The sequence below is a fragment of the Streptomyces sp. P17 genome (assembly GCF_032436805.1).
GTDB lineage: Bacteria > Actinomycetota > Actinomycetes > Streptomycetales > Streptomycetaceae > Streptomyces.
On the sequence record NZ_JAVRBF010000018.1, the window covers coordinates 99810 to 125012 of the forward strand.

The following is a 25203-nucleotide window of genomic DNA, read 5'->3' on the forward strand; positions in this document are numbered from 1 at the left end:
TCTCCATGGTTGCTCGCGGGCGGCAAGAAGAGCATCGGCCTGCCGGGCGAACCGCCGCACGGCCCTCGTACGTCTGCGGACCGACCCGTACCCCCCGGGGAGGAGGGCCCCGTCCCCTAGGGGATGAGGAAAACCGTCGGTGGAAAACCGTTGGTGTCTCCCTTCCCCGTTCACCTAGAATCTCCGCTCTTGCCCGCCTCCCCTCACGGAGTGCCGCCGCCCGGACGGAAACCGGACGGCTTCTCGCAGCGCCCGAACCCGTAGGCCCACCGGAGGCACCCCCTTGTCCACGCCCGCCGACGACCCCCTCTCCCGTGAGCGCTCCCACCTCGCCTCCTCCCGTGCCGCCCTGCGTGCGATGCGCGAGGACGTCGAGGCGCTCGACATCACGGACGTCACCGCGAACTGGGTCAACGCCGAAGTGCTCGCCCACCAGATCGACGAGCGGATCAAGGCGCTGGCCGACCTGAGCGACACGCCCCTGTTCTTCGGCCGTCTCGACTATCTGCACGCGCCGGGCGCGGACCGCTCCGAGGGCGGCGAGGGCGAGCGGTTCTACATCGGGCGCCGGCATGTGCACGATGCCGTCGGCGATCCGATGGTGATCGACTGGCGGGCGCCGGTGTCGCAGCCGTTCTACCGGGCGTCCAAGAAGGATCCGCTGGACGTCGCGCTGCGCCGCCGGTTCGGCTACACGGGCGGCGATCTGACCGCGTACGAGGACGAGCACCTCTCCGACCCGGCCGAGGCGGCGAAGACCAGCAAGCTGCTCCAGCAGGAGATCGAGCGTCCGCGTGTGGGCCCGATGCGGGACATCGTCGCGACGATCCAGCCCGAGCAGGACGAGATCGTACGGTCCGGTCTGGGCGGGACGGTGTGTGTGCAGGGCGGTCCGGGGACCGGAAAGACGGCGGTCGGCCTGCACCGGGTGGCGTATCTGCTGTACGCCCACCGCGAGCGGCTGGCGAGGACGGGGACGCTGGTCATCGGACCGAACCGCTCCTTCCTCCACTACATCGAGCAAGTCCTCCCCGCACTCGGCGAGTTGACGGTCCGGCAGGCGACCGTCGACGACCTGGTCGGGCATGTGGAGGTGCGCGGCGAGGACGACGCGGCGGCGGCGATCGTCAAGGGCGACGCGAGGATGGCGGAGGTGTTGCGGCGGGCACTGTACGCGCATGTGACGATGCCGACGGAGCCGGTCGTGGTGGTGCGGGGCTCGCGCCGCTGGCGTGTCCCGGCGTATGAACTGGAGGACATCGTCCGGGAGTTGCTGGGACGGGAGATCCGTTACGGGGCGGCCCGGCAGGCGCTGCCGCAGCGGATCGCGCATGCGGTGCTGGTGCAGATGGAGCGCTCGGGGGAGGCGCCGGACGATCGTGTCCAGGACGCGGTGGCGCGCAATACGGCCGTGAAGGCGGCCGTGAAGGCGATCTGGCCGGTGGTGGAGCCGGCGAAGCTGGTCCTGCGGTTGCTGACGGATGCCGGGTTCCTCGCGGAGCACGCGGAGGGGGTGCTGAGCGAGGAGGAGCGGAAGCTGATCCTGTGGGCGCGGCCGGTGCGGTCGGTGAAGTCGGCGAAGTGGTCGGCGGCGGACGCGGTGCTGATCGACGAGGCGAGGGACTTGATCCAGCGGACGGCTTCTCTCGGGCATGTGGTCCTGGACGAGGCCCAGGACCTCTCCCCGATGCAGTACCGGGCGGTGGGGCGGCGGTGTACGACGGGGTCGGCGACGGTGCTGGGGGATCTGGCGCAGGGTACGACGCCGTGGGCGACGCGGAGTTGGGCGCAGGCGCTGACCCATCTCGGCAAGCCGGAGGGGGTGGTGGAGGAGCTGACGGCGGGTTTCCGCGTGCCGACGGATGTGATCACGTACGCGTCCCGGCTGCTGCCGCACATCGCGCCCGGGCTGGCCCCGGTGGCGTCGGTCCGTGAGAATCCGGGGTTCTTCGAGGTGCGGGCCGTCGGGGGTGCGGGGGAGGTGGTCGCCGCGTGTGAGGAGTTGCTGCGGAACGAGGGGTCGACGGGGCTCATCGCGGCGGACGCGCGCATTCCGGAACTGGTGGAGGCGCTGGGGGCGGCGGGCATCGGCTACCTGTCCCCCGGCGAGGAGACGACTCAGGAAACCCGCCTGACCCTGGTCCCGGCGTCCCTGGCGAAGGGCCTGGAGTACGACTACGTGGTCCTGGACGAACCCCGGGCGGTGGTGGACGGCGAGCCGGACGAACGGACGGGTTTGCGCCGGCTGTACGTGACGCTGACGCGAGCGGTATCGGGGCTGATCGTGACGCATGGGGCGCCGTTGCCGGCTGAACTGACGTCCTGATTTCACCCCCGCCGCCCCTACCCGTCCCGTCCTCCAGGGGCTCCGCCCCTTCGACCCCGCCCAGGGGGCGCTGCCCCCTGGACCCCCGCTCCTCAGACGCCGGAGGGGCTGATGTCCTGCGCTTCTCAACGCCGGTCAGGCAATCTCAGCCCGTCCGGCGTTTGAGGACGAGGCCCCTTCAGGGCCGAAGCGGGGGTCTGGGGGCGGCAGCCCCCAGTGGGGGTCCCCCCTGTGGGGGAGGGACGGGTAGGGGCGGCGGGGGCGAAGAACGCTCGGGTCACGCCCCGTCCAGCACCCGCCGCCACTCCCCCACCGCCGCCTCCGACACCGGCTCACCCCAGCCCCCCGGCCGAGCCGCCCCGCCGATATGGAACGCGTCGATCCCGGCGGACAGCAGATACGGCACGTGTTCCAACCGCAGCCCCCCACCCACCAGGATCCGCTGCTCGTACCCCGGCTCCCCACCCCGCGCCGCCTCCGCCAGCAACGTAGGCACGCCCTCGTCGACGCCCACCGCAGACCCCGCCGTCAGATACGTGTCCAGCCCCGGCACCCCGTCCAGCGCCTTCCGCAACGCATCCCGGTCCCCCGCCCGGTCGATCGCCCGGTGAAACGTCCACGGGCACCCACCCAGCACGCCCACGACCCGCTCCACCGCCTCGAGGTCGACGCCCCCGTCCGAGTCGAGGAACCCGAGCACGAACTCCGCGGCCCCCACCCCCCGCATCTCCCCGGCAACCCCCACCAGCCGGTCCACGTCCCCCGCCGCGAACCCGTCCGCCAACCGCACCATCACCCGCACCGGAATATCGACCGCGGCCCGGATCCCCGCCACGGTCGCGGCCGACGGAGTCAGCCCGTCGGCCGCGATGTCGGTGACCAGTTCGAGGCGGTCCGCGCCTCCGGCCTGAGCGGCGACCGCGTCCTCGACGTCGAGGGCGATCACCTCCAGGAGTGCACGCTTGCTCATGGGGCCCCATTCGTCGGCGACCAGAGGTCGGCTACAGGTCTTCTACAGCTGGCACAGGTCAGTACAGGTCTAGTCCAATTCTGCTCCAAGACTACGCCCGCTACACGACCCGGCTCACCCGACCCGCACACCGCACCCCTCACCCGAAGATGTTCAGCTCCCCCTCCTCCGCCCCGGCCAGCTCGTACGACGCCCCGCTCGCCGGCCGCCGCCCCGAGTACAGCCGGACAAGAGTCGCCGCGTCCCCGATGTACCGCGCCGGCGTCCGCTGCCCGGAGTCCGCGCCGCAGCGCAGTGGTTCGTCCACGTCGTCCAGGTCGGCGTGCAGGGGCAGATGCCCGCGGGAGCGGGTGACCTCGGACAGCAAGGTCAGTGCGTACGGCAGGCCCGCACCCGTGTACGCCCCGGGCTCACCCCACGCCTCCCGTACATCCCCCGCATGCACCCACTCCCCGAGCGCGATCCCGTCCAGCACCCCGCCCGCCTTCGCCATCACGGGCCCGGCCTCGGTCATCCCCCGCTCCAGCTCGTCCACGATCCGCGCGGCCGGCCACTCGGCCCGCTCGGCGATGTCCCGGTCATTGGACTCGGGCGAGAACACCCCCTCCTCGAACCGCCCCTCCACCACCCGCATCAGCGCGGCCGAGCAGTGCGCCAGCACATCCCGCACCGACCACCCCGGACACGCCCCGACGGGCACCGCGAAGTCCGTCTCACCCCGCTCCCGCAGCATCGGCACCAACACATCCCGCTCCACGACGAGCAGCCGCCCGGGCAGCTCCGGATCACGCACCTGTACGTCAGTCATGGCCTCCAAACTAGGGGCGCGCGTCAGCCCAGGGGGAGAATGAGCGCATGGCAGATCTCGACGACCTCCGCCGCCGCTGGCTGCGCGCCCTGCTCGCGGCGCGGGAGGACGACTCCCGCGCCATCGCCCCGGAACGGTACGGCGAGGCGCTGCTGAAGCGCTGGTCCGAGCCGCAGCGGCGCTATCACACCGTGGAGCACCTCACGGCGGTCCTCGACCACATCGACGTACTGGAGGAGTACGCCGACGACCCGGACGCCGTACGGCTGGCCGCCTGGTTCCATGACGCGGTCTACCTGCCGGAACGCTCGACGAACGAGGAGCGCTCCGCCGGCCTCGCCGAGCGCGCCCTGTCCGAGGCCGGAGTCCCCGCGGAGCGCACCGCCGAGGTCGCGCGTCTGGTCCGGCTCACCGTCACCCACGACCCCGCCGACGAGGACCGCAACGGCCAGGTCCTGTGCGACGCCGACCTCGCGATCCTCGCCGCGCCGCCCTCCGTGTACGCCGCCTACACCGCCGCCGTCCGCGAGGAGTACCACTTCGTGCCGAGCGACGCCTTTCGCGCGGGCCGGTCCGCGGTGCTGCGCCAACTCCTCGCCCTGCCACGGCTGTTCAGGACGCCGTACGGACAGGAGAAGTGGGAGGCCACAGCCCGCTACAACCTCACCTCGGAACTCGAAATGCTCTCGCTCCCGTCCACCCCGTCCGCATAGCCTGCCCGCATGCGACACATGGGCGGGGAGCGCGTTCAGGAAGCCGTGGCGGGCTCGGTGGCCCTGCTGCGGACAGCCGCCGAGAAGGACTGGGACACGGTCAAGGCCGCCCGGTCCCAGTGGAGTTGCTGGGAGGCGGCGATCCATATCGCCTACGACCTCATCGTCTACGCCAGTCGGCTCGCGGGACGGGGGAGCAGCGCTCATGTGCCGCTGAGGATCCACCCCGACGACACCGCCGGCAACGAAGGCCTCCTCCAGGCCATCGAAACGACCGGCACCCTGCTCACCGCCACCATCCGCACCACCCCCCGCCACCTACGCGCCCACCACCCCTGCCCCTTCCACACCGCGAACCCCGAAGGCTTCGCCGCCCTCGGCGTCGGCGAGGTGCTGCTGCACACGTACGACATCGCGGAGGCCCTGGGCCTGGCGTACGAACCCCCCGCCGAACTCGCCGAGTTCGCGCTCACCCGGCTCCTTCCGCAGGTCCAGCCCGGCCCCACCCCCTGGAGCACCCTCCTGTGGGCCACCGGCCGCGGCGACCTCCCCGACCGCCCGCCCGTCACCAGCTGGCACTGGATCAACAACCTCGTCGTCCCCTCCGAGCGCCTCAACCTGGAGAGCCTGACCCCCGCGGCCGCCGCCGACCTCGCCGCGGGCGGCGACGGCGGCTACGAGTGGGCCCAGGGCGGCCCCTACGACGGCACCCGCGAGGCCTCCGGCATGCTGCTCAAGTCGTACGAAGCGGGCGTGCACCGCCCGGAGTTCGGCGTCTTCGTCCTCGTACGCCATGAGGACGACCGCGCGGTCGGCGCCCTCGGCTTCCACGGCGCGCCGGACGAGGACGGCCGGGTCGAGATCGGCTACGACCTGGCGGAGACCGCTCGTGGCAACGGATACGCGACGGAGGCGCTGCGCGCCCTGGCGGGGTGGGCGCTGGCCAGGGATGACGTACGCACGCTGCTGGCGACGATCGACCACGACAACCGGGCGTCACAAGCCGTCGTGACGCGGGCGGGCTTTGTGCGGGCCACCGCCGAGGAGGAGCGGGCGATGGGCGAGAGCCGCGAGGCGAACGGTCCCCTTCAGGTGTACCTGCGCGCCGGCGAGGCCTAGCGTCCCTTCGGCCGCCGCAACCCCGCCCCGTTCAGCAACCGCACCACATCCCGGCTGCTGACCTCCACCGCGCCCGCGGCCACCACTTCCGCGTACCGGTGCGAGGGTATGTCGTAGTGGTCCCGCTCGAAGGCCCGTCGGGGCACGCCCAGCCGCTCGGCGAAGTCATGGAGCTCGGCGAAGGACACGTCGCTGACCAGGTGGGACCACATACGGCCGTGACCGGGCCAGGTCGGCGGGTCGATGTAGACCGTCACGGGGACCGCCTCACGAGGAAGCCCCGCCCGTCGCGATCCCCAGGGAACCCAGCGACGCCACCTTCACGCCCGCCTTGTGGCAGACCCAGTGCGGGTCGGGGCCGAGCTCCGGTTCGACGTCCAGCGCGTGCGGGTCGCCCTGGCCGCAGACCGGGCACAGCGGCCAGCGGCCGTACCGTTCGAGCAGGGCGTCCTGGACGTCCTGCGCGACCAGTCCGGCGACATACCCCGCACCCTCGGGCCATTGCTCCACCCACCAGCGCCGCTGCGCGACGGAGTCCTCGACGAGCGACACGACGTCCGCCTCGGCGACCTTGCCCGCGACCAGATCGGCGAGCACCAGGGCGCGTGCCGCGTGCAACGCCTGCTCCAGGGGGTTTACGGGGTGGCCGGAGGGTTCCATGCACCCATTGTGCGCACTCTTGACCACAACACTGAAGCGAAAATATCTTTCAACCGTGACCCAGCATGTGAAGGAAACTTTCGGGCAGGCTGGTCCGCCCGGTGGCCCGCCCCCGGCTCCCGCCGCCCTCGCGGCCAAGGTGCGCACGCTGGCGCCGTCCATGACCCGTTCCATGCAGCGGGTCGCCGAGGCCGTGGCCGGTGACCCGGCCGGCTGCGCCGCGCTCACCGTCACCGGTCTCGCGGAGCTCACCGGCACCAGCGAGGCGACCGTCGTCCGCACCGCCCGGCTGCTCGGTTACCCCGGCTACCGCGATCTGCGCCTCGCGCTCGCCGGACTCGCCGCCCAGCAGCAGTCGGGGCGGGCGCCCGCGATCACGACGGACATCGCGGTGGATGACCCGATCGCCGACGTCGTCGCCAAGCTCGCCTACGACGAGCAGCAGACCCTCGCCGACACCGCGGCCGGACTCGACACGGCCCAGCTCGGCGCGGCTGTCACCGCGCTGGCCGGTGCCCGCCGGATCGATGTGTACGGCGTCGGGGCGTCCGGGCTCGTCGCGCAGGACCTCACGCAGAAGCTGCTGCGCATAGGGCTGATAGCCCACGCGCACAGCGATCCGCATCTCGCCGTGACGAACGCGGTGCAACTGCGCGGAGGCGATGTGGCGATCGCGATCACGCACTCCGGGTCCACGGGCGATGTGATCGAGCCGCTGCGGGTGGCCTTCGAGCACGGGGCCACCACGGTGGCGATCACCGGACGGCCGGACGGGCCGGTCGCCCAGTACGCCGACCACGTCCTGACCACGTCCACCGCGCGCGAGAGCGAGCTGCGCCCCGCGGCCATGTCGTCCCGGACCAGTCAACTGCTGGTGGTGGACTGTCTGTTCGTGGGCGTGGCCCAGCGGACGTACGAGACCGCCGCGCCCGCGCTGTCGGCGTCCTACGAGGCACTGGCCCACCGGCACCGGCGGTAAAGACCCAGGAAACGACACCCGTACGCGGAAAGAGCTCATGACCTCTACATCCAACCCCCGTGACCTGCGCGCCGAGTTGGACTCCCTCACCACCGAGGCCTTCCGCCCCGACCTCGCCGACATCGACCGGCTGCCCACCCTCGACATCGCCCGCCTGATGAACGGCGAGGACACCTCCGTACCGGCCGCCGTGGCCGCGCGGCTGCCGCAGATCGCCGCCGCCATCGACGCCGTCGCCGAGCGGATGGCGCGCGGCGGGCGGCTCGTCTACGCGGGCGCGGGTACCGCGGGGCGGCTCGGGGTGCTCGACGCCTCCGAGTGCCCGCCCACCTTCGACACCGATCCGACGCAGGTCGTCGGCCTGATCGCGGGCGGCCCCGAGGCCATGGTGACCTCGGTCGAGGGCGCCGAGGACTCCAAGGAGCTGGCCCGCGCCGACCTCGACGCGCTCACCCTCACCCCCCTCGACACCGTGGTCGGCGTCTCCGCGTCCGGCCGTACCCCGTACGCGATCGGCGCCGTGGAACACGCCCGTGCGCTCGGCGCGTTGACCATCGGCCTGGCCTGCAACGCGGACAGCGCGCTCGCGGCCGCCGCCGAGCACGGCATCGAGATCGTCGTAGGGCCCGAGCTGCTCACCGGCTCCACCCGCCTGAAGTCCGGCACGGCGCAGAAGCTCGTCCTCAACATGATCTCGACGATCACGATGATCCGTCTCGGCAAGACGTACGGGAACCTGATGGTCGACGTGCGCGCCTCGAACGACAAGCTGCGCGCCCGCTCCCGCCGTATCGTCGCGCTGGCGACCGGCGCGGGCGAGGAGGAGATCGAGCGGGCACTGGCGGCCACCGACGGCGAGGTGAAGAACGCCATCCTGGTCGTTCTGGCCGGCGTGGACGGCCCGACGGCCGCCCGCCTTCTGGAGGAGTCCGGCGGCCATCTGCGTGCCGCGCTGGCGGCGGCGGGCGGCTGAACCGCAGGCTCGCGGGGTGAGCACCTCGTACTCCGACACAGCAGCGGCGATCCTCCCCCTGGTGGGCGGCCCCGCGAACGTCACCTCCGTCGCCCACTGCATGACCCGTCTGCGCCTGGGCCTGGCCGACCGCTCCCTGGTGGACGAGGAGGCGCTGCGGGCGCTGCCCGGCGTCCTCGGGGTGGTCGACGACGACACGTACCAGATCGTCCTGGGGCCGGGGGTGGTGGCAGGGGTGGCACCGGAGTTCGAGGCGCTGCTGACCTCGGCGGGTCAACTGGCCGCCAGGGGCGCGGAGCTGAAGGCCGCCAGGAGCACGCGCAACTCCACCCCCGGCAAGCTCCTGCTGCGGCGCATCGCGAACATCTTCGTTCCCCTGATCCCGGCCCTGATCGGCTGCGGCATCCTGGCGGGGCTCAACGGCCTGCTGATCAACCTGGGCCTGCTGCCGGGCGTGACCCCCGCGCTGGCGGTGCTCGCCGCCGCCTTCATGTCCCTGAGGGCGTCCCGGCCATGCCCGGCCCCCAGCTCCAGGACGTGCTGGGCACCGGCGTCCCGGAAGACGCCGGCGGCATGCACGGCCGGCGCCGAGGGCTCCTCGCCGTACATGCCCGGGTGGGAGGCGTACATCCCCTGCCAGTGGGCCCGCTGGGCGTCGCCGAGTTCGTGCTCGTCGTTCACCGTCCGCACGTTACAGCGCCGCTCGTCCGCCCGGCCGACGAGCAGATCCGACCGCAGCTCGCGCAGCTCAGGGGCGTCGTAGAGCTTGGCCTGGGCCGGGGGCGGCGTGGCGAGGGTGGCCTCGCCGGCGGCGGCGCGGTAGGTGTTGCCGGCCGGGTAGTCGTCCATGGCGCGGTCGTCGGTCCGCCGGACCACTGGATCCAGTTGCCCGAGCGGGACTACTGGGCGCAGTGACAGGGGTGGAGGGGCTCAGGACTTGGCCGTCGCCTCCGCCGGTGCCGGTGTGCCGTCCGCCGGCGCGGCCAGGGTGGCGGCCGGTCGCCGGCGCGGGATGAAGGAGGCGACCGCGAAGGCGAGGAGGGCCGCTCCGGCGCCGACCGCGAGGACCACCTGGAAGCCCTTCTCGGAGGGCAGGGCGTAGCCGCCGAGGTCGGTGGTCATCTGGGCGAGGACGACGCCGGCGATGGCGCTCGCCGAGGAGGTGCCGATGGACCGCATCAGGGTGTTGAGGCTGTTGGCGGCGGCCGTCTCGGAGGCGGGCACGGCGCCCATGATGAGCGCGGGCATCGAGCCGTAGGTGAAGCCGATACCGGCGCCGATGACACAGGACACCAGCACGAAGTGCCAGACCTCGGACATGAGAAGGATGTTGAGACCGTAACCGGCGGCCACGATCAGGGCGCCGATCATCAGGGTGACCTTGGGGCCCTTGGCCTTGGAGACGGCGGCCGAGACCGGGGCGGTGGCCATCATGACCAGCCCTGAGGGCGCCATGACCAGACCGGCGACCAGCATCGACCTGCCGAGGCCGTAACCGGTCTGCTCGGGCAGCTGGAGGAGCTGCGGCAGCACCAGGGACATCGCGAACATCGCGAACCCGACGGCGATCGAGGCGAGGTTGGTGACCAGCACCTGACGGCGGGCGGTGGTGCGCAGGTCGACCAGCGGCTGCTCGGTCCGCAGCTCCCACCAGCCCCACGCCGACAGGATCACCACGGCCGCGACGAACAGACCGAGCGTGGTGCCGCTGGTCCAGCCCCAGTCGGCGCCCTTGGAGATACCGAGCAGCAGACAGACCAGGCCCGCCGCCATGCCCAGGCCGCCGACGAGGTCGAAGCGGCCGCCGGTGCGGACCTTGGACTCGGGCACGAAGAGGAGGACGAGCACGGTGGCGACGGCGCCGAGGGCGGCCGAGGTCCAGAAGAGCAGGTGCCAGTCGAAGTTGTCGGCGATCAGCGCGGCGGCCGGCAGACCGAGGGCGCCGCCGATGCCCAGGGAGGCGCTCATCAGGGCGGTGGCGGAGGCGAGCCGCTCGGCGGGCAGTTCGTCGCGCATGATGCTGATGCCGAGCGGGATCACACCGGACGCGAGGCCCTGGAGCACCCGCCCGATGATCATCGGGATCAGCGCGTCGCTGAGCGCGCACACCAGCGAGCCCGCGACCAGCAGCACGGCGCTGACCAGCAGCATCCGTCGCTTGCCGAACATATCGCCGAGTCGTCCGACGACCGGGGTGGCCACGGCGGCGGCGAGCAGAGTGGCGGTGACCGCCCAGGCGGTGTCCGAGGCCGGAGCGTCCAGCAGCTTCGGCAGTTCCGGGACGATCGGGATCACCAGGGTCTGCATCAGCGAGACGACGATTCCGGCCAGGGCCAGCACCGCCACCACGGCATTCGGCCTCGGCGGGGCGGAACCCCCCGAGGCGGTCCCGGCAAGGGTGTCGGACATGGCGGAGCCTCCGTCGACAAGGAAGAGCGATTGACCGAGGCAACCTTAAGTCAGTTGATTGACTTAAGCAAGGGTGCTGGTGGAGGGCGGCCAGGCGCGCCTCTGGGGCCGCGCCTGACTCTCAGTCCCGGGGCGCCCGCGCCTCGATGAAGGCCCGGATCCGCTCCTCGCCCAGGTCGTGAACCGTCTCGTGGGCTCGCGGGTCACGGGCGTGCAGGGTGTGGAAGAGCGGTCCCGTCGCCCCGCCCAGTTCCACCAGCGTGGCCGAGGCACCGCGCACCGCGCGCTCGGTCCCGGCCGGCGCCGTCAGATCGATGCGGTTGACCACGCCGGGGGTCACCCACACCGGTACGCCCGCCAGGAAGCCGAGGAGCTGGAGGTGGAAGTGGCCGGTGAGGACGGCCTTGACGTCGGTGCCGTGGATGACGTCGGCGAGGAGCTCGGGGTCCCGCAGGCCGAAGAGGCGCTGCACCGGGTGGTCCAGCGCGACGGGCGGATGATGGAAGGCGAGGACCGTCCCCTCGCCAGCGGGCGTGCGCAACACCTCCCGCAGCCAGCCGAGTTGAACCTCGCCGAGGCTGCCCCACCCCTCCCCCGGCACCAGCGAGTCCAGGGTCACGATCCGCCACCCGCCGACCGTGGTCACGGCCGCCCGCTCCCCGGCATCCGACTCCAGCGCCGTCTCGGCACAGTCACCGCCGTCCACGCCCAGATGCCCGCTGCCCAGCACCTTGCCGAAGGCGCCGCGCTCGTCGTGATTGCCGGTGGTGAAGAACACCGGCACCCCCAGCCCCGCGGCGAACTCCCCCACCAGCTCCCGGAGGGCGGCGTACGCCTCGACGGCGCCGTCGTCGGCGAGGTCGCCGGTGACCACGACCGCTCCGACGTCCCGCTGGTGCCGCAGTTCGGCGAGCATCAGCCGCAGGGACTCGGTGGCGTTGACTCCGTGCCCGTTGGGCGCGTCGGAGCGGTCGAGATGGGTGTCGGAGAGATGAAGGATCTTCATCTCCGGAAACCTGGCGGGAGTTGAGGGCGCGGACCAGAGCGCCTCAGCTCAGCGACTTCAGCGACGCCGGGTCGTACGGGGCCAGTTCCGTCACCCGGCCCGCCAGGACCTTCTCCGCCCAGTGGGGGTCCTGGAGCAGGGCGCGGCCGACGGCCACCAGGTCGAACTCGTCGCGCTCCAGGCGGTCCAGGAGGTTGTCGAGGGAGCCCAGCTCGGCGCCCTCGCCCTGGAAGGCCTTGAGGAAGTCGCCGTTCAGGCCGACCGAGCCGACGGTGAGGGTGGGCTTGCCGGTCAGCTTCTTGGTCCAGCCGGCCAGGTTGAGGTCCGAGCCCTCGAACTCGGAGAGCCAGTAGCGGCGCGTGGAGGCGTGGAAGGCGTCGACACCGGCCGCCGCGAGCGGGGCGAGGATCGCCTCCAGCTCCTCCGGGGTCTCGGCGAGACGGGCGTCGTAGGCCTCCTGCTTCCACTGCGAGTAGCGGAAGATGACCGGGAAGTCGGCCGAGACGGCCGCGCGGACGGCGGCGACGATCTCCGCCGCGAACTTCGTCCGGGCCACCGGGTCACCGCCGTAGGCGTCGGAGCGGCGGTTGGTGCCCTCCCACAGGAACTGGTCGATCAGGTAGCCGTGGGCGCCGTGGAGCTCGACGCCGTCGAAGCCGATCCGCTCCGCCGCGGCCGCCGCCTCGGCGAAGGCGCCGATGACGTCGTCCAGGTCCTGCCGGGTCATCGCCTTGCCGGTGCCCTCGGTGCCGTCGACGCGCAGCCCCGACGGGCCGACCGCGGGGGCGTCCGCGAAGGGCGGCTGGCCCTGCTTGCGGACCATGCCGATGTGCCACAGCTGCGGGACGATCGTGCCGCCCGCCGCGTGCACGGCGTCGGCGACCTTCGTCCAGCCCGCGAGCTGCTCGGCACCGTGGAAGCGCGGCACGCGGTCGCTCTGCCCGGCCGAGTCATGTCCGACGTACGTGCCCTCGGTGACGATCAGACCGACACCGGCGGCGGCCCGGCGGGCGTAGTACGACGCCACGTCCGCACCCGGGACGCCGCCCGGGGAGAACATCCGGGTCATCGGCGCCATCGCGATGCGGTTGGGGACGGTCAGGCCGTTGATCGTCGTCGGCCGGGAAAGGATCTCGGCCGCGCGGGAGGCGGTGGACTCGGTGACGGTCACGTGGGGGCTCCTCGGGAAGGTCTGCTGACCAGTTGGTATGTGCGCACGCATTGTTGCACCTGCTTAAGCAACCAACCATGAGCCCTGAAACATTCCGCGCACCCGCGGCCACCGGAAAGCCCGAGGGCGGCACCCCCTGTCGCAACAGGAAGTACCGCCCTCAGAAAGGACGTTGATCAACCGGAGTCGATCAGAAGTCCATGTCACCGCCCGGCATACCGCCCGGAGCGGCCGCCGCGGCCTTCTCCGGCTTGTCGGCGATGACGGCCTCGGTGGTGAGGAACAGCGCAGCGATCGACGCGGCGTTCTGCAGCGCGGAACGGGTCACCTTCGCCGGGTCGATGATGCCCTCGGCGATCATGTCGACGTACTCGCCGGTCGCGGCGTTCAGGCCGTGACCGACCTGCAGACCGCGGACCTTCTCCACGACGACGCCGCCCTCAAGACCACCGTTGACGGCGATCTGCTTCAGCGGGGCCTCCAGCGCGAGCTTCACGGCGTTGGCGCCGGTCGCCTCGTCACCTTCGAGCTCCAGCTTCTCGAAGACCTGGGAGGCCTGCAGCAGGGCCACGCCACCACCGGCGACGATGCCCTCCTCGACGGCCGCCTTGGCGTTGCGCACGGCGTCCTCGATGCGGTGCTTGCGCTCCTTGAGCTCCACCTCGGTGGCGGCACCGGCCTTGATGACCGCGACACCGCCGGCGAGCTTCGCCAGGCGCTCCTGCAGCTTCTCGCGGTCGTAGTCCGAGTCGCTGTTCTCGATCTCGGCGCGGATCTGGTTGACCCGGCCGGCGACCTGCTCCGAGGAGCCGGAGCCGTCGACGATGGTCGTCTCGTCCTTGGTGATGACGACCTTGCGGGCCTTGCCCAGGAGGTCCAGGGAGGTGTTCTCCAGCTTGAGACCGACCTCCTCGGAGATGACCTCGCCACCGGTGAGGATGGCGATGTCGTTCAGCATCGCCTTGCGGCGGTCACCGAAGCCCGGGGCCTTGACCGCGACGGACTTGAAGGTGCCGCGGATCTTGTTGACGACCAGGGTCGACAGGGCCTCGCCCTCGACGTCCTCGGCGATGATCAGCAGCGGCTTGCCCGACTGCATGACCTTCTCCAGCAGCGGGAGCAGGTCCTTGACCGAGGAGATCTTGGAGTTGGCGATCAGGATGTACGGGTCGTCGAGGACGGCCTCCATACGCTCCATGTCGGTGGCGAAGTACGCCGAGATGTAGCCCTTGTCGAAGCGCATACCCTCGGTGAGCTCCAGCTCCAGACCGAAGGTCTGGGACTCCTCGACGGTGATGACGCCTTCCTTGCCGACCTTGTCCATGGCCTCGGCGATGAGCTCGCCGATCTGGGTGTCGGCGGCGGAGATGGAGGCCGTGGAGGCGATCTGCTCCTTGGTCTCGACGTCCTTCGCCTGCTCCAGCAGGGCGGCGGAGACGGCCTCGACGGCCTTCTCGATACCGCGCTTCAGGGCCATCGGGTTGGCGCCGGCGGCGACGTTGCGCAGGCCCTCGCGGACCAGCGCCTGGGCGAGAACGGTCGCGGTGGTCGTACCGTCACCGGCGACGTCGTCCGTCTTCTTGGCGACTTCCTTGACCAGCTCGGCGCCGATCTTCTCGTACGGGTCCTCCAGCTCGATCTCCTTGGCGATGGAGACACCATCGTTGGTGATCGTGGGGGCGCCCCACTTCTTCTCAAGGACGACGTTGCGGCCCTTGGGGCCGAGGGTGACCTTGACGGCGTCGGCGAGCTGGTTCATACCGCGCTCAAGGCCGCGCCGCGCCTCCTCGTCGAACGCGATGATCTTGGCCATGTGAAGTGGTCCCTCCAGGACTGGTGAGTACCGCAAATGGACCGCGCCCGCGCCCGCGACGGACGGCCCCGGCGGATGGTTCCTTGCCCCACCCGGCCCGTGGACCTCACCGACCCGGTCCTTCGTTGTCACTCTCACCTTCAGAGTGCTAACGCCAATGATTAGCACTCGACCCATGCGAGTGCAAGCGGCTCTCGGGGATCGGGCGGGGCCGGTGCCCGGTGAGACCCGGGCACGCGGAAGGGCCCGCACCCGAGGGGTTGGGTCCCCGAGGTGCGAGCCCTTCAGCAGAAGACGTCGCTTGCGGTTCGTTGGTCGCGCGTTCAGGCAGAGACGCGAACCATGTCGGCCTGCGGGCCTTTCTGGCCCTGCGAGATCTCGAACTCAACCCGCTGGCCTTCTTCAAGGGTGCGGTAGCCGTCCATCTGGATCGCGCTGTAGTGGACGAAAACATCCGCACCACCGTCGACCGCGATGAAGCCGTACCCCTTCTCCGCGTTGAACCACTTGACGGTGCCCTGAGCCATGCCTAACTCCCCTATTACTGGCCCTTGCACAGATCCACACTTCGCGGATCCGGGTCAGACCTCACCCCCCACGGTTTGGGGGCGTGCGCCGGAACGCGTCGACCGCGGCTGAATGTATCTGTCCAACTGCCGTCTGCAACAGGTCAATCGGACGAGAATTCTGGACGCACCGGGTCCGGAATATAGTGAGAATTCGCCCGAATTCAGGGCAAGTCGGGCCCCATAAAGGGAGCATAAGGCGCAAAAGGCTCGCACACTTTGGCTACTTCTCGTCGCATACGGCGTCGGTACTCATATGCGCCCGGCATGCGGGGAGCAGCAGGTTCCCCAACTGTACCGTGCTCAACCATGCAGAATTGCCCCCTCCGTTTGTCTTACGGAGAGGGCAATTCGATGAACTCTGGGTGACGCACCTTACCGACGGTAACGATCAGCCGCCGGCGACCGCCGGAATGATGGAAACTCCGGCGCCGTCCGGGGTCGCCGTCTCCAGGCCCTGCTCGAAGCGGACGTCGTCGTCATTGACGTACACATTCACGAAACGGCGCAGCTTGCCCTGGTCGTCCAGGACGCGGGCGGCGATTCCGGTGTGGTTCTTCTCCAGGTCGGCGATGACCTCGGCGAGGGTGCCACCCTCGGCCGTCACCTCGGCGGCACCACCGGTGTAGGTGCGCAGGATGGTGGGGATGCGGACGTTGACACTCATGATGCGAGGCCAGCCTCTCGGAAGGAGTCGAGGTTCGGGCGGATGGTCGCAGTGAGGCCGGTGCCGGCCACCGCGTCCAGGGTCTTGAGGCCGTCGCCGGTGTTGAGGACGACCGTCGTCTTGGCGGGGTCGAGGACGCCGTTCTCGATCAGCTTGCGCGTCACGCCGACGGTCACGCCACCCGCCGTCTCCGCGAAGATGCCCTCGGTCCGCGCCAGCAGCTTGATCGCGTCGACGACCTGCTCGTCCGTCACGTCCTCCACCGCGCCGCCGGTGCGGCGGGCGATGTCCAGGACGTACGGCCCGTCCGCCGGGTTGCCGATGGCCAGCGACTTGGCGATGGTGTTCGGCTTCTGCGGCCGGACCACGTCGTGGCCCTCCTTGTAGGCCACCGACACCGGCGAGCACCCCTCGGCCTGCGCGCCGAAGATCTTGTACGGCCTGTCCTCGACGAGCCCGAGCTTGATCAGCTCCTGCAGACCCTTGTCGATCTTCGTCAGCTGCGAGCCGGAGGCGATGGGGACGACGATCTGGTCCGGCAGCCGCCAGCCGAGCTGCTCGCAGATCTCGTACGCCAGGGTCTTGGACCCCTCCGCGTAGTACGGCCGCAGATTGACGTTGACGAAGCCCCAGCCCTCGCCGGCCGGGTCGCCGATCAGCTCGGAGCAGAAACGGTTCACGTCGTCGTAGTTGCCCTCGATGCCGATGAGTTCACCGCCGTAGACCGCGGCCATGACGACCTTGCCCTGCTCCAGGTCGTGCGGGATGAACACGCAGGAGCGGAAGCCGGCGCGGGCGGCGGCGGCGCCGACGGCACCGGCGAGGTTGCCGGTCGACGAGCAGGAAAGCGTCGTGAAGCCGAAGGCACGGGCGGCCTCCAGGGCCTGGGCGACGACCCGGTCCTTGAAGGAGTGCGTCGGGTTGCCGGAGTCGTCCTTCACATACAAACCGCCGGTCACGCCGAGCTCGCGGGCCAGGTTGTCGGCCTTGACGAGCTTGGTCCAGCCGGGGTTGAGGTTGGGCTTGTCGGCCACGTCCGCGGGGACGGGCAGCAGGGGCGCGTAACGCCAGATGTTCGCGGGTCCCGCTTCGATGCGCTTGCGGAGCTCCTCGGTGTCGTACGCCGAGAAGTCGTAGGCGATCTCCAGCGGGCCGAAACACTCCTCGCACGCGAAGACGGGTCCGAGAGGGACGCGATGTCCGCACTCGCGGCAGCTCAGGGCAGCGGCGGGACCGAGGTCGACGGTGGGATTCGTGGTGCTTGCGGCAGTCTGCACAGCCATGTGAGGCGAGGCCCTTTCTCCTCATCTTCCTCACGACGCATCTCGCCGTGAGACGGATTTGGCACCTTCCCTAGCCGGGAGCCTCGCAATGGAGAACGAGAACCGACTGGAGGGTTGCCGGGGCTTCATCGGGCCGTATCCCTCTGCCCCTCTGGATGAGCGGTATGTAGTTGTAGACGCAAACGACCCCCGACATGCGATGGTCATCAGCGTTGCTCAAGACTGTAACCGAAGGCCAGGACAGTTGAGATTGCCGTCCGAACCGCGAGACACGATCCGCGAAACACGTGAGGAGCCGCCGACTGTGCTGGAAGAAGTCGAGCGCTGGCTGAGCACCCGCTCCTGGTCCGTGACCGACCGCCCGCTCCATCAGATCCTGGCCGCGAAACGCAGCTCGGGCCAGACGGTCTCCGTCGTGCTGCCCGCGCTCAACGAGGAGGAGACGGTCGGCGACATCGTCGCCGTCATCCGGCATGACCTGATGCACCAGGTCCCGCTGGTCGACGAGATCGTCGTCGTCGACTCCGGATCGACCGACCGCACCTCCGAGGTCGCCGCGGCGGCCGGGGCGACGGTCGTGCACCGCGACGCGATCCTGCCCCGTCTGCCCGCCGTGCCCGGCAAGGGCGAGGTGCTCTGGCGCTCGCTGCTGGTCACCCGCGGCGACATCGTCTGCTTCATCGACGCGGACCTGAAGGAGTTCTCCTCGGACTTCGTCTCGGGGATCGTCGGCCCGCTGCTCACCGATCCCGGGGTGGACCTCGTCAAGGCGATGTACGACCGCCCGCTCGGGCAGGCGGCGGGCCAGGGCGGCCGGGTCACCGAGCTGATGGCCCGCCCGCTGCTGAACATGCACTGGCCCCAGCTCGCCGGCTTCGTACAACCGCTCGGCGGCGAGTACGCGGCCCGCCGCTCCCTGCTGGAACAGCTCCCCTTCCCCGTCGGCTACGGCGTCGAGCTCGGCATGCTGATCGACGCGCTGCACCTGGTGGGCCTGGACGCGCTGGCCCAGGTCGACGTGGGGGTGCGCAGGCACCGGCACCAGGACGGGCAGGCGCTCGGCCGGATGTCCGCCGCGATCTACCGCACGGCCCAGCTCAGGCTGGCCCGCGGACACCTCATCCGTCCCTCGCTCATCCAGTTCGAGCGCGGCGAGGACGGTTTCGAGCCGCGGACGTACTCGGTGGACACCGAGGAACGGCCGCCGATGGTGGAGATCGCCGAATACGCGTCACGCAAGGTGGCGTAACGCTCGTCTCGTCCAGCGGCTCGTACGTTTGAGCGTTTACGGCACGGGCTAGGTTGGAGCACATGGCTTCCACGCACGTGGCTTCCCCACTCGGTGCCGCTCAGGTGCTGGTCGCGTCGAATCGCGGCCCGGTCTCCTACGAGGTCCAGCAGGACGGCTCGCTGCGCGCCAAGCGCGGGGGCGGCGGACTGGTGTCGGGCCTGTCGGCCATCGGCCCGGACGCCGGCGCCCTGTGGGTGTGCTCGGCGCTGTCCGACGGCGACCGCGAGGCGGTGCGGCGCGGGGAGGGCGAGTCCGGCGTACGGATGCTCGACATCCCGGCGGACGTGCACGCGGACGCGTACAACGGCGTCGCGAACTCGGTGCTCTGGTTCGTCCATCACATGCTGTACCAGACGCCGCTGGAGCCGGTGTTCGACGCCGGTTTCCGGCGGCAGTGGGAGAACTACGCCCACTACAACCGCGCCTTCGCCGAGGCACTGGCCGACGAGGCGGCCGAGGGGGCGGCGGTCCTGGTCCAGGACTACCACCTGACGCTGGTGCCGGGACTGCTCCGCAAGCTCCGCCCCGACCTGCGCATCGGCCACTTCTCGCACACCCCGTGGGCCCCGGTGGACTACTTCCGCATGCTGCCCGACCAGGTGGTGCGCGAGGTGCTGGAGGGCATGCTCGGCGCAGACCGGCTGGGTTTCCTCACCCGGCGCTGGGCCGACGCGTTCACCGCGTGCTGCACGGAGCTGGCGGGCGGGCTCGGGGACACCGAGGTCGGCGTGCACGGTCTGGGCGCGGACGCGGACTTCCTGCGCAAGCGGTCCCACGAGGCCGACGTCGAGGAGCGGATGGCGGCACTGAAGGCGGAGATCGGCGCGGGCCGCAGGACGATCGTCCGCGTCGACCGGACCGAGCTGTCGAAGAACATCGTGCGCGGGCTGCTGGCCTACCGGCAGCTCCTCGACGACCGCCCCGAGTGGCGGGAACGGGTCGTGCACGTGGCGTTCGCCTACCCCTCCCGGCAGGACCTCGCGGTCTACCGGGACTACACGGCCGAGGTGCAGCGCCTCGCGGACGACATCAACTCCCAGTACGGCACCCCGGGCTGGACCCCGGTCGTACTCCACGTCAAGGACGACTTCGCACGCTCCCTGGCCGCGTACCGGCTCGCCGACGTGGCCCTCGTCAACCCCATCCGGGACGGCATGAACCTCGTCGCCAAGGAGGTGCCGGTCGTCTCGGACGAGGGGTGCGCGCTGGTGCTGTCGCGGGAGGCGGGGGCGTACGAGGAGCTCGGCGAGGACGCGATCGTGGTGAACCCGTACGACGTCCTGGGCACCGCGCGGGCCCTGCACGAGGCCCTGACGATGCCGCCCCACGAACGCGCCGAGCGCACCAAGCGCCTCACGGCGGCGGCCACGGCACTGCCGCCGGCACAGTGGTTCATGGAGCAGTTGCGGGCGCTGCGCGCTTAGGCAGCCATGCCCTCGGGGCTCACCGAGATCCGCCCGAGCAGCTCCTGGTACGCCCGCCCGTCGAACTCCCCCGCCACCGGCGCCAGCACGCTCGCCGCGGACAGGGCGGCCGCGCGGGCCAGGCGGTCCGGCCAGGGGAGCCCCTCGACCAGGCCCGACAGCAGGCCGGCGACCGCCGCGTCGCCCGCGCCCGTCGGGTTGCCGCGCAGGGGGCCGGGCGGGGTGGCGCGCCAGCGGCCCTCGGGGGTGTGGGCGAGGAGGCCGTCGGCGCCGAGAGAGGCGACCACGGTGTGGGCGCCGCGGCGGCGGGCGTCCTGGGTGGCGCGCAACGGCTCGTGGGAGCCGGTGAGTTCGGCCAGCTCGTCGGCGTTGGGCTTGATGATGTCGGGGCGGGCGGCGACGGCCCGGCGCAGGGGTTCGCCGCTGGTGTCCAGCAGTACGGGGACGCCCGCGGCGCGGGCCGCGCGGACGAGGCCCGCGTAGGCGCCGACCGGGACTCCCGGGGGGAGGCTGCCGCACAGGGCCACCGCGTCGGCGGACGCGAGGAGGCCCTCGTAGGACTTCTGGAAGGCGGACCATTCGGCGGGGGTGACGAGGGGGCCCGGCTCGTTGAGCTGAGTCGTGTCACCGGTCAGGTCGTCGACGACCGCGATCGTGCGGCGGGTGGCGCCGGCGAGCGGGACGAGGGCGTCGACCACCCCTGTGAGCCGCTCGCGTACTGCACGGCCCGTGGCACCGCCGACGAAGCCGGTCGCCGTCACCTCGTGGCCGAGGGCGGCCAGCGCCCGCGCCACGTTCAGGCCCTTGCCGCCCGGGCGTTCGAGGACCTCCGAGACACGATGGGAGGCGTGCGGGCGCAAGGTCCGTACGCGGTACGTGATGTCGAGAGCGGTGTTCAGCGTGACCGTGAGGATCACCCGGGCCGACCTCCCCCCGAAAAGCGGTGCCGTCTCTTCCGGTCCCGATCATGCCAAACAGACGGCGGTCGTCCCAGTCCTCGGAACGGCCGCCGTCGCGCTGATGCCGGACGGATCAGCCCAGTTGGGGATCGACCACCCAGGCGCCCCGGCGCATCACGCCTTTCACATCGAAGGCGGAGTCCAGCAGCACCAGGTCGGCGTACTTGCCCGGCTCCAGCGAGCCGATCGTGTCGGACATCCCGAGCAGACGGGCCGGGTTGGCGGACAGGGCCGTCACCGCGTCCTGGACCGAGAGCCCGTCGATCGTGACCGCGCGCTTGAAGGCGCGGTCCATGGTGAGCGTCGAGCCCGCGATCGACCCGCCCTCCACCAGGCGGGCGACACCGTCGGCGACCTCGACCTCCAGCGGGCCGAGCATGTAGCGCCCGTCGCCGAAGCCGGCCGCGTCCATGGCATCGGTGACGAACGCGACCCGGTCCGCGCCCGCGTGATGGAACGCCAGCTGGAGGGAGGCGGGGTGCAGATGGGTACCGTCGTTGATCAGCTCGACGGTGATCCGGTCGTCCTCCAGGAGCGCCGCGATCGGGCCGGGGGCGCGGTGACCGAGCGAGGGCATCGCGTTGAAGAGGTGCGTCGCCACGGTGGCGCCCGCGTCGATCGCCTCGACGGTCTGGTCGTACGTCGCGTCCGTGTGGCCGATCGCCGCGATGACGCCGTGTTCGGCGAGCAGGCGTACGGAGTCGATGCCGCCGGGGAGTTCGGTGGCGAGGGTGACCATCTTGGCCTTGCCGCGGGCGGCGTCGATCAGCTTGCGGATCTCGGCCGGGTCGGGGTCGCGCAGCAGCTCCTCGGAGTGCGCGCCCTTGCGGCACGGGGAGATGAACGGGCCCTCGAAGTGGATCCCGGCGATGTCGCCCTGCTCGGCGAGCTCGGAGAGCAGTCCTGCGCGCTGGGCGAGGAAGTTCATGTCGCCGGTGACGGTGGAGGCGACGAGGGTGGTGGTGCCGTGCCTGCGGTGGGTGTCGATGCCCTTCAGCACTTCGTCGACGGTGCCTGAGGTGAACGAGGCTCCACCGCCGCCGTGGTTGTGGATGTCCACGAAGCCGGGTACTACGTAATGGCCGGTTACGTCGATGACCTGGGCGTTCTCTTGAGCGCTCGCGGAGATTCGGTCGCCCTCGATGACCACCTGGCTTTCGTTCACCACTCCTGTGGGAAGTGCTGCGCGAGCGCCCTTGAGCACCGTGTGCGGGCCGGTGCCGGCTGGTCGCGCCCCGCGGCGGAGCCGCAATTCAGCGCCGTCCCGCGCCCCTGAGGGAGTTGCCATCAGGTCGATTCCTCCTGGATCCGAGTTGTAGTGGTCAGCAGGTCCCAGGCCAGGAGGCCCGCACCCAGACAGCCCGCCGTGTCCCCCAATGCCGCGGGGACGATCTCCGGCAGCTTCTGGAACGTGACCCTCCGCCGGACGGCGTCCCGTAGTGGTGTGAACAAGGTTTCCCCCGCCTCGGCGAGGCCGCCACCGATGATCAGGGTGCGCGGGTCCAGCAGGGTGAGGGCGGTGACCAGGCCGTCGGCGAGGGCGTCGATGGCCTCCTGCCAGACTCGTACGGCGTTCGGGTCCCCGGACGCGACGGCCTTCGCGCAGTCGGCCGCGTCCGCGTCCGGGTTCCCGCTCGCTGTCGCCCATGCCTCGCTGACCGCCGCGGCCGACGCGAGCCGTTCGAGGCAGCCGCGCTGGCCGCAGGGGCAGGCGGGGCCGCCTGGGCGTACGACGACATGGCCGATCTCGCCCGCGAAACCGTGCGCCCCGGCCTCCACCCGGCCCTCCACGCCGATCGCGCCCGCGATGCCGGTGCCCAGCGCCACGAACAGGAACCGGTCGGCGCCCCGGCCCGCGCCGATACGGCCCTCGGCGAGGCCGCCGGTGCGCACGTCGTGGCCGAGGGCGGCCGGGATGCCCAGCTCGGTGCGGATCAGTTCGCGCAGGGGGACGTCGCGCCAGCCCAGGTTGGCCGAGTAGGCGGCGACGCCGGACGCCTCGTCGACGATGCCGGGGACGGCGAGCCCGGCCGCGGCGGCGGGCTCCCCGAAGGTTTGGGCGCCGTGGGCGCGCAGTTCGGCGGCGAAACCGAGGATGCCCGCGACGACCGCGTCCGGGCCGCGCTCGCGACCGGTCGGCCGGCGGGCCTGGTGCAGCAGGGCGCCGTCCGCCCCGACCAGGGCGGCCTTCATCCCGGTGCCGCCCACGTCGAGGGCGATGACATGTCTCACGGGGGACAGTGTGGCCCGTTGACCCGGGAGAGGTCTAGTCCACTCACGTGGTGTAGACCTTATGACGTTGTATCGAAAGTTTTCGCAGGGTTGGGGCTGAAAGAGCAGTGCAGCGGCGTAGGGAAGGAATGATCGCGGTGGTGTCCGCACTGGGCATGACGGCGGTTCTGGGCGGCTGCGGCCTGACCGGAGGGTCGGACGAGGTCACGCTGAGACTGGTCGCCGCCGACTACGGCGACAGCGCGGCGAACAGCTCCAAGAAGTACTGGGACTCGCTGGTCGAGGAGTACGAGAAGGACCACCCGGACGTGACCGTCGAGGTCAGCGTCTACTCCTGGACCGAAGTCGACCGCAAGGTCAAGGAGCTGGTGGACGCCGGGAAGGCGCCGGACCTGGCGCAGATCGGGGCGTACGCGGACTACGCGAAGGCCGGGAAGCTGTACACGGCCAGCGAGCTGCTCTCCATCACCACGCAGGCGGACTTCGTCTCGCAGCTGGCCGCGGCGGGCGCGGTCAACGGAACCCAGTACGGCATGCCGTTCGCCTCCTCCACCCGTCTGCTCTTCTACAACAAGTCCCTCTTCGAAGAGGCCGGCATCACACCCCCGGAAACCTGGGAGGAGCTGGCCGCCGACGCCGAGGCGCTGAAGGCGGACGGGGTGAAGTACCCGTACGCCCTGCCGCTCGGTCCGGAGGAGGCGCAGGCCGAGACCATGCAGTGGCTGCTCAGCGGCGGGGGCGGCTACACCGACACCAATACCGGCACCTACGGCATCGACTCCGCGGACAACGTCGAGACCTTCGACTGGCTGAAGGACGAGCTGGTCGACAAGGACCTGACGGGGCCGGTCGCGCCCGCCTCGCTCAACCGCGCCGACGCCTTCGCGGCGTTCACGGACGGCGAGGTCGGCATGCTCAACGGGCATCCCTCGCTGATGAAGGCGGCCGCCGCGAAGGGTGTGGAGTTCGGCATGGTGCCGATGCCGGGCGCGGACGGGCCGAGCAGGGTCTCCATGGGGGTCGCCGACTGGATGATGGCCTTCAAGCAGAACGGCCACGCCGAGGAGATCGGGGACTTCCTCGACTTCGTCTACGACGACAAGAACGTGCTCGCCTTCTCCCGCGAGTACGACCTGCTGCCCGTGACGAACTCGGTCTGGGACACCATGAGCGCGGCGAAGGAGGACGCGGACCTCAGGCCCTTCCTCAAGGCGCTCCCCGCCTCCGAGCTCTACCCGGTGGGCCGCACCTCCTGGGCGGCGGTCAGCGCGGCGGTGAAGGAGAAGATCGGCAAGGCGGTCGCCCCCGGCGCCAGCCCGTCCACGGTGCTGCGCGAGCTCCAGGTGACGGCGGTGGCCGAGGAGAACGCGGAGTAGCTCCGCTGTCAGGGGCGGGGGTTACGGTGCCGGGTATGGAACAGGTCCCGCTGAACCCCAGGGAACAGAACATCCTCGCCCTGGAGCGCCGCGGCTTCCCCGGCCCCGGCGCCAAGGAACGGGCGATACGCGAGGAACTGGGCCTGGCCCCCGTCCGCTACTACCAGCTCCTCAACGCCCTCCTGGACGACGAACGTGCCCTGGCCCACGACCCGGTGACGGTCAACCGCCTGCGCAGGGTCCGGGACTCCCGCAGACGGGAACGGTGACACCCGCCGGCCACCATGCCCGCGGTGACAGCGCGCCGGCCGAGGAGAGCGCGGGACTCCCGGAAACGGGAACGGAACGCCCGCCGGACACCATGCCCGCGGTGACAGCGCCCCGGCCGAGCAGGGTCCGGAAGTCCCGGAAACGGGAACGGTGACACCCGCCGGCCACCATGCCCGCGGTGACAGCGC

At 71.0% G+C, this 25203-nt stretch carries 23 protein-coding genes, 1 pseudogene and 1 riboswitch; of the genes and pseudogenes, 10 read left to right on the forward strand and 14 right to left on the reverse strand.

Annotation, left to right across the window (positions count from 1 at the left end; genetic code table 11):
• Positions 1-283 precede the first annotated feature (283 nt).
• Positions 284-2326 carry a UvrD-helicase domain-containing protein gene (locus RMT89_RS14390; RefSeq protein WP_315884134.1) on the forward strand — a complete coding sequence of 681 codons (2043 nt, stop codon included), beginning with the start codon at positions 284-286 and terminating at the stop codon, positions 2324-2326.
• Between the two features lie 277 nt (positions 2327-2603).
• Here the strand turns inward: RMT89_RS14390 and RMT89_RS14395 are convergent, their stop codons facing one another.
• Entirely contained in the window at positions 2604-3296 is a 693-nt protein-coding gene (locus RMT89_RS14395; protein WP_315884135.1) for a copper homeostasis protein CutC, read from the reverse strand.
• A 139-nt stretch (positions 3297-3435) separates the two neighbouring features.
• Positions 3436-4104 carry a maleylpyruvate isomerase family mycothiol-dependent enzyme gene (locus RMT89_RS14400; protein WP_315884136.1) on the reverse strand — a complete coding sequence of 223 codons (669 nt, stop codon included), beginning with the start codon at positions 4102-4104 and terminating at the stop codon, positions 3436-3438.
• A 47-nt stretch (positions 4105-4151) separates the two neighbouring features.
• Here RMT89_RS14400 and RMT89_RS14405 point away from each other — a divergent pair, with 47 nt between their 5' ends.
• Positions 4152-4817, forward strand: coding sequence for a hypothetical protein (locus tag RMT89_RS14405; protein ID WP_315884137.1), 666 nt, complete (start codon positions 4152-4154; stop codon positions 4815-4817).
• Positions 4818-4826: 9 nt separating this feature from the next.
• Complete coding sequence (locus tag RMT89_RS14410) at positions 4827-5936, forward strand: GNAT family N-acetyltransferase (protein WP_399498127.1); 1110 nt, start codon at positions 4827-4829, stop codon at positions 5934-5936.
• Here the strand turns inward: RMT89_RS14410 and RMT89_RS14415 are convergent.
• Complete coding sequence (locus tag RMT89_RS14415) at positions 5933-6193, reverse strand: DUF4031 domain-containing protein (protein ID WP_315884138.1); 261 nt, start codon at positions 6191-6193, stop codon at positions 5933-5935. The two genes, RMT89_RS14410 and RMT89_RS14415, sit on opposite strands and share 4 nt — an antisense overlap.
• A gap of 10 nt (positions 6194-6203) precedes the next feature.
• Positions 6204-6596 carry a hypothetical protein gene (locus tag RMT89_RS14420; RefSeq protein ID WP_315884139.1) on the reverse strand — a complete coding sequence of 131 codons (393 nt, stop codon included), beginning with the start codon at positions 6594-6596 and terminating at the stop codon, positions 6204-6206.
• Positions 6597-6651: 55 nt separating this feature from the next.
• On the opposite strand from RMT89_RS14420, the gene RMT89_RS14425 reads away from it, so the two are divergent.
• The 3 genes and pseudogenes from RMT89_RS14425 to RMT89_RS14435 all read left to right on the forward strand — a co-directional run.
• A complete protein-coding gene (locus RMT89_RS14425; protein WP_315884140.1) occupies positions 6652-7575 on the forward strand; it encodes a MurR/RpiR family transcriptional regulator in 924 nt (307 codons plus the stop codon).
• Positions 7576-7612: 37 nt separating this feature from the next.
• The gene (gene murQ / locus RMT89_RS14430; protein ID WP_315884141.1) at positions 7613-8548 is read left to right on the forward strand and encodes an N-acetylmuramic acid 6-phosphate etherase; all 936 of its coding nucleotides are present in this window, start codon (positions 7613-7615) and stop codon (positions 8546-8548) included.
• 16 nt (positions 8549-8564) lie between these two features.
• Positions 8565-9053: pseudogene (locus tag RMT89_RS14435) on the forward strand (PTS transporter subunit EIIB); the annotation flags it as partial.
• Positions 9054-9478: 425 nt separating this feature from the next.
• Here RMT89_RS14435 and RMT89_RS14440 read toward each other — a convergent pair.
• The 7 genes from RMT89_RS14440 to thrC form a co-directional block, all read right to left on the reverse strand.
• Positions 9479-10957 (reverse strand): MFS transporter, encoded by a 1479-nt coding sequence (locus tag RMT89_RS14440; protein ID WP_315884142.1) that lies wholly within the window; start codon positions 10955-10957, stop codon positions 9479-9481.
• Between the two features lie 121 nt (positions 10958-11078).
• A complete protein-coding gene (locus RMT89_RS14445) occupies positions 11079-11963 on the reverse strand; it encodes a metallophosphoesterase (RefSeq protein ID WP_315884143.1) in 885 nt (294 codons plus the stop codon).
• Positions 11964-12006: 43 nt separating this feature from the next.
• Positions 12007-13134: an NADH:flavin oxidoreductase gene (locus RMT89_RS14450; RefSeq protein WP_315884144.1), complete on the reverse strand. Its 1128-nt coding sequence runs from the start codon at positions 13132-13134 to the stop codon at positions 12007-12009.
• Positions 13135-13324: 190 nt separating this feature from the next.
• Positions 13325-14947, reverse strand: a complete 1623-nt coding sequence (gene groL, locus RMT89_RS14455) for a chaperonin GroEL (RefSeq protein WP_315884145.1) — start codon at positions 14945-14947, stop codon at positions 13325-13327.
• Between the two features lie 323 nt (positions 14948-15270).
• Positions 15271-15474 (reverse strand): cold-shock protein, encoded by a 204-nt coding sequence (locus tag RMT89_RS14460; RefSeq protein WP_010035953.1) that lies wholly within the window; start codon positions 15472-15474, stop codon positions 15271-15273.
• 430 nt (positions 15475-15904) lie between these two features.
• Positions 15905-16180 carry a MoaD/ThiS family protein gene (locus RMT89_RS14465; RefSeq protein ID WP_315884146.1) on the reverse strand — a complete coding sequence of 92 codons (276 nt, stop codon included), beginning with the start codon at positions 16178-16180 and terminating at the stop codon, positions 15905-15907.
• Positions 16177-17463, reverse strand: coding sequence for a threonine synthase (gene thrC, locus RMT89_RS14470; protein ID WP_315884147.1), 1287 nt, complete (start codon positions 17461-17463; stop codon positions 16177-16179). The genes RMT89_RS14465 and thrC overlap by 4 nt, the downstream gene beginning before the upstream one ends.
• Positions 17464-17481: 18 nt before the next feature.
• Positions 17482-17625: riboswitch (SAM riboswitch) on the reverse strand.
• A gap of 142 nt (positions 17626-17767) precedes the next feature.
• Between thrC and RMT89_RS14475 the strand changes: the two genes are divergently transcribed.
• Together RMT89_RS14475 and RMT89_RS14480 are read left to right on the forward strand one after the other, a co-directional pair.
• The gene (locus RMT89_RS14475; protein WP_315884148.1) at positions 17768-18712 is read left to right on the forward strand and encodes a glucosyl-3-phosphoglycerate synthase; all 945 of its coding nucleotides are present in this window, start codon (positions 17768-17770) and stop codon (positions 18710-18712) included.
• Positions 18713-18774: 62 nt separating this feature from the next.
• On the forward strand, positions 18775-20178 hold the full coding sequence (locus RMT89_RS14480; RefSeq protein ID WP_315884149.1) for a trehalose-6-phosphate synthase: 1404 nt from the start codon (positions 18775-18777) through the stop codon (positions 20176-20178).
• Here RMT89_RS14480 and RMT89_RS14485 read toward each other — a convergent pair.
• From RMT89_RS14485 to RMT89_RS14495, 3 genes are all read right to left on the reverse strand, one after another.
• Positions 20175-21095 carry a 1-phosphofructokinase family hexose kinase gene (locus RMT89_RS14485; RefSeq protein WP_315884150.1) on the reverse strand — a complete coding sequence of 307 codons (921 nt, stop codon included), beginning with the start codon at positions 21093-21095 and terminating at the stop codon, positions 20175-20177. The two genes, RMT89_RS14480 and RMT89_RS14485, sit on opposite strands and share 4 nt — an antisense overlap.
• A gap of 115 nt (positions 21096-21210) precedes the next feature.
• Entirely contained in the window at positions 21211-22425 is a 1215-nt protein-coding gene (gene nagA, locus RMT89_RS14490; protein WP_399498131.1) for an N-acetylglucosamine-6-phosphate deacetylase, read from the reverse strand.
• A complete protein-coding gene (locus tag RMT89_RS14495) occupies positions 22425-23369 on the reverse strand; it encodes an ROK family protein (RefSeq protein ID WP_315884151.1) in 945 nt (314 codons plus the stop codon). Before RMT89_RS14495 ends, nagA begins: the two co-directional genes overlap by 1 nt.
• A 128-nt stretch (positions 23370-23497) precedes the next feature.
• Here RMT89_RS14495 and RMT89_RS14500 point away from each other — a divergent pair, with 128 nt between their 5' ends.
• Together RMT89_RS14500 and RMT89_RS14505 are read left to right on the forward strand one after the other, a co-directional pair.
• On the forward strand, positions 23498-24745 hold the full coding sequence (locus RMT89_RS14500; protein ID WP_315884152.1) for an extracellular solute-binding protein: 1248 nt from the start codon (positions 23498-23500) through the stop codon (positions 24743-24745).
• A gap of 35 nt (positions 24746-24780) precedes the next feature.
• Positions 24781-25014: a DUF3263 domain-containing protein gene (locus RMT89_RS14505; protein WP_315884153.1), complete on the forward strand. Its 234-nt coding sequence runs from the start codon at positions 24781-24783 to the stop codon at positions 25012-25014.
• Positions 25015-25203 lie beyond the last annotated feature (189 nt).

Coding starts and splice junctions, on each gene's coding strand:
- RMT89_RS14395 (WP_315884135.1), bottom strand. CDS start 3,296: ATGAGCAAGCGTGCACTCCTGGAGGTGATCGCCCTCGACGTCGAGGAC.
- RMT89_RS14400 (WP_315884136.1), bottom strand. CDS start 4,104: ATGACTGACGTACAGGTGCGTGATCCGGAGCTGCCCGGGCGGCTGCTC.
- RMT89_RS14405 (WP_315884137.1), top strand. CDS start 4,152: ATGGCAGATCTCGACGACCTCCGCCGCCGCTGGCTGCGCGCCCTGCTC.
- RMT89_RS14410 (WP_399498127.1), top strand. CDS start 4,827: ATGCGACACATGGGCGGGGAGCGCGTTCAGGAAGCCGTGGCGGGCTCG.
- RMT89_RS14420 (WP_315884139.1), bottom strand. CDS start 6,596: ATGGAACCCTCCGGCCACCCCGTAAACCCCCTGGAGCAGGCGTTGCAC.
- murQ (WP_315884141.1), top strand. CDS start 7,613: ATGACCTCTACATCCAACCCCCGTGACCTGCGCGCCGAGTTGGACTCC.
- RMT89_RS14440 (WP_315884142.1), bottom strand. CDS start 10,957: ATGTCCGACACCCTTGCCGGGACCGCCTCGGGGGGTTCCGCCCCGCCG.
- RMT89_RS14445 (WP_315884143.1), bottom strand. CDS start 11,963: ATGAAGATCCTTCATCTCTCCGACACCCATCTCGACCGCTCCGACGCG.
- groL (WP_315884145.1), bottom strand. CDS start 14,947: ATGGCCAAGATCATCGCGTTCGACGAGGAGGCGCGGCGCGGCCTTGAG.
- RMT89_RS14460 (WP_010035953.1), bottom strand. CDS start 15,474: ATGGCTCAGGGCACCGTCAAGTGGTTCAACGCGGAGAAGGGGTACGGC.
- RMT89_RS14465 (WP_315884146.1), bottom strand. CDS start 16,180: ATGAGTGTCAACGTCCGCATCCCCACCATCCTGCGCACCTACACCGGT.
- thrC (WP_315884147.1), bottom strand. CDS start 17,463: ATGGCTGTGCAGACTGCCGCAAGCACCACGAATCCCACCGTCGACCTC.
- RMT89_RS14480 (WP_315884149.1), top strand. CDS start 18,775: ATGGCTTCCACGCACGTGGCTTCCCCACTCGGTGCCGCTCAGGTGCTG.
- nagA (WP_399498131.1), bottom strand. CDS start 22,425: ATGGCAACTCCCTCAGGGGCGCGGGACGGCGCTGAATTGCGGCTCCGC.
- RMT89_RS14500 (WP_315884152.1), top strand. CDS start 23,498: ATGATCGCGGTGGTGTCCGCACTGGGCATGACGGCGGTTCTGGGCGGC.
- RMT89_RS14505 (WP_315884153.1), top strand. CDS start 24,781: ATGGAACAGGTCCCGCTGAACCCCAGGGAACAGAACATCCTCGCCCTG.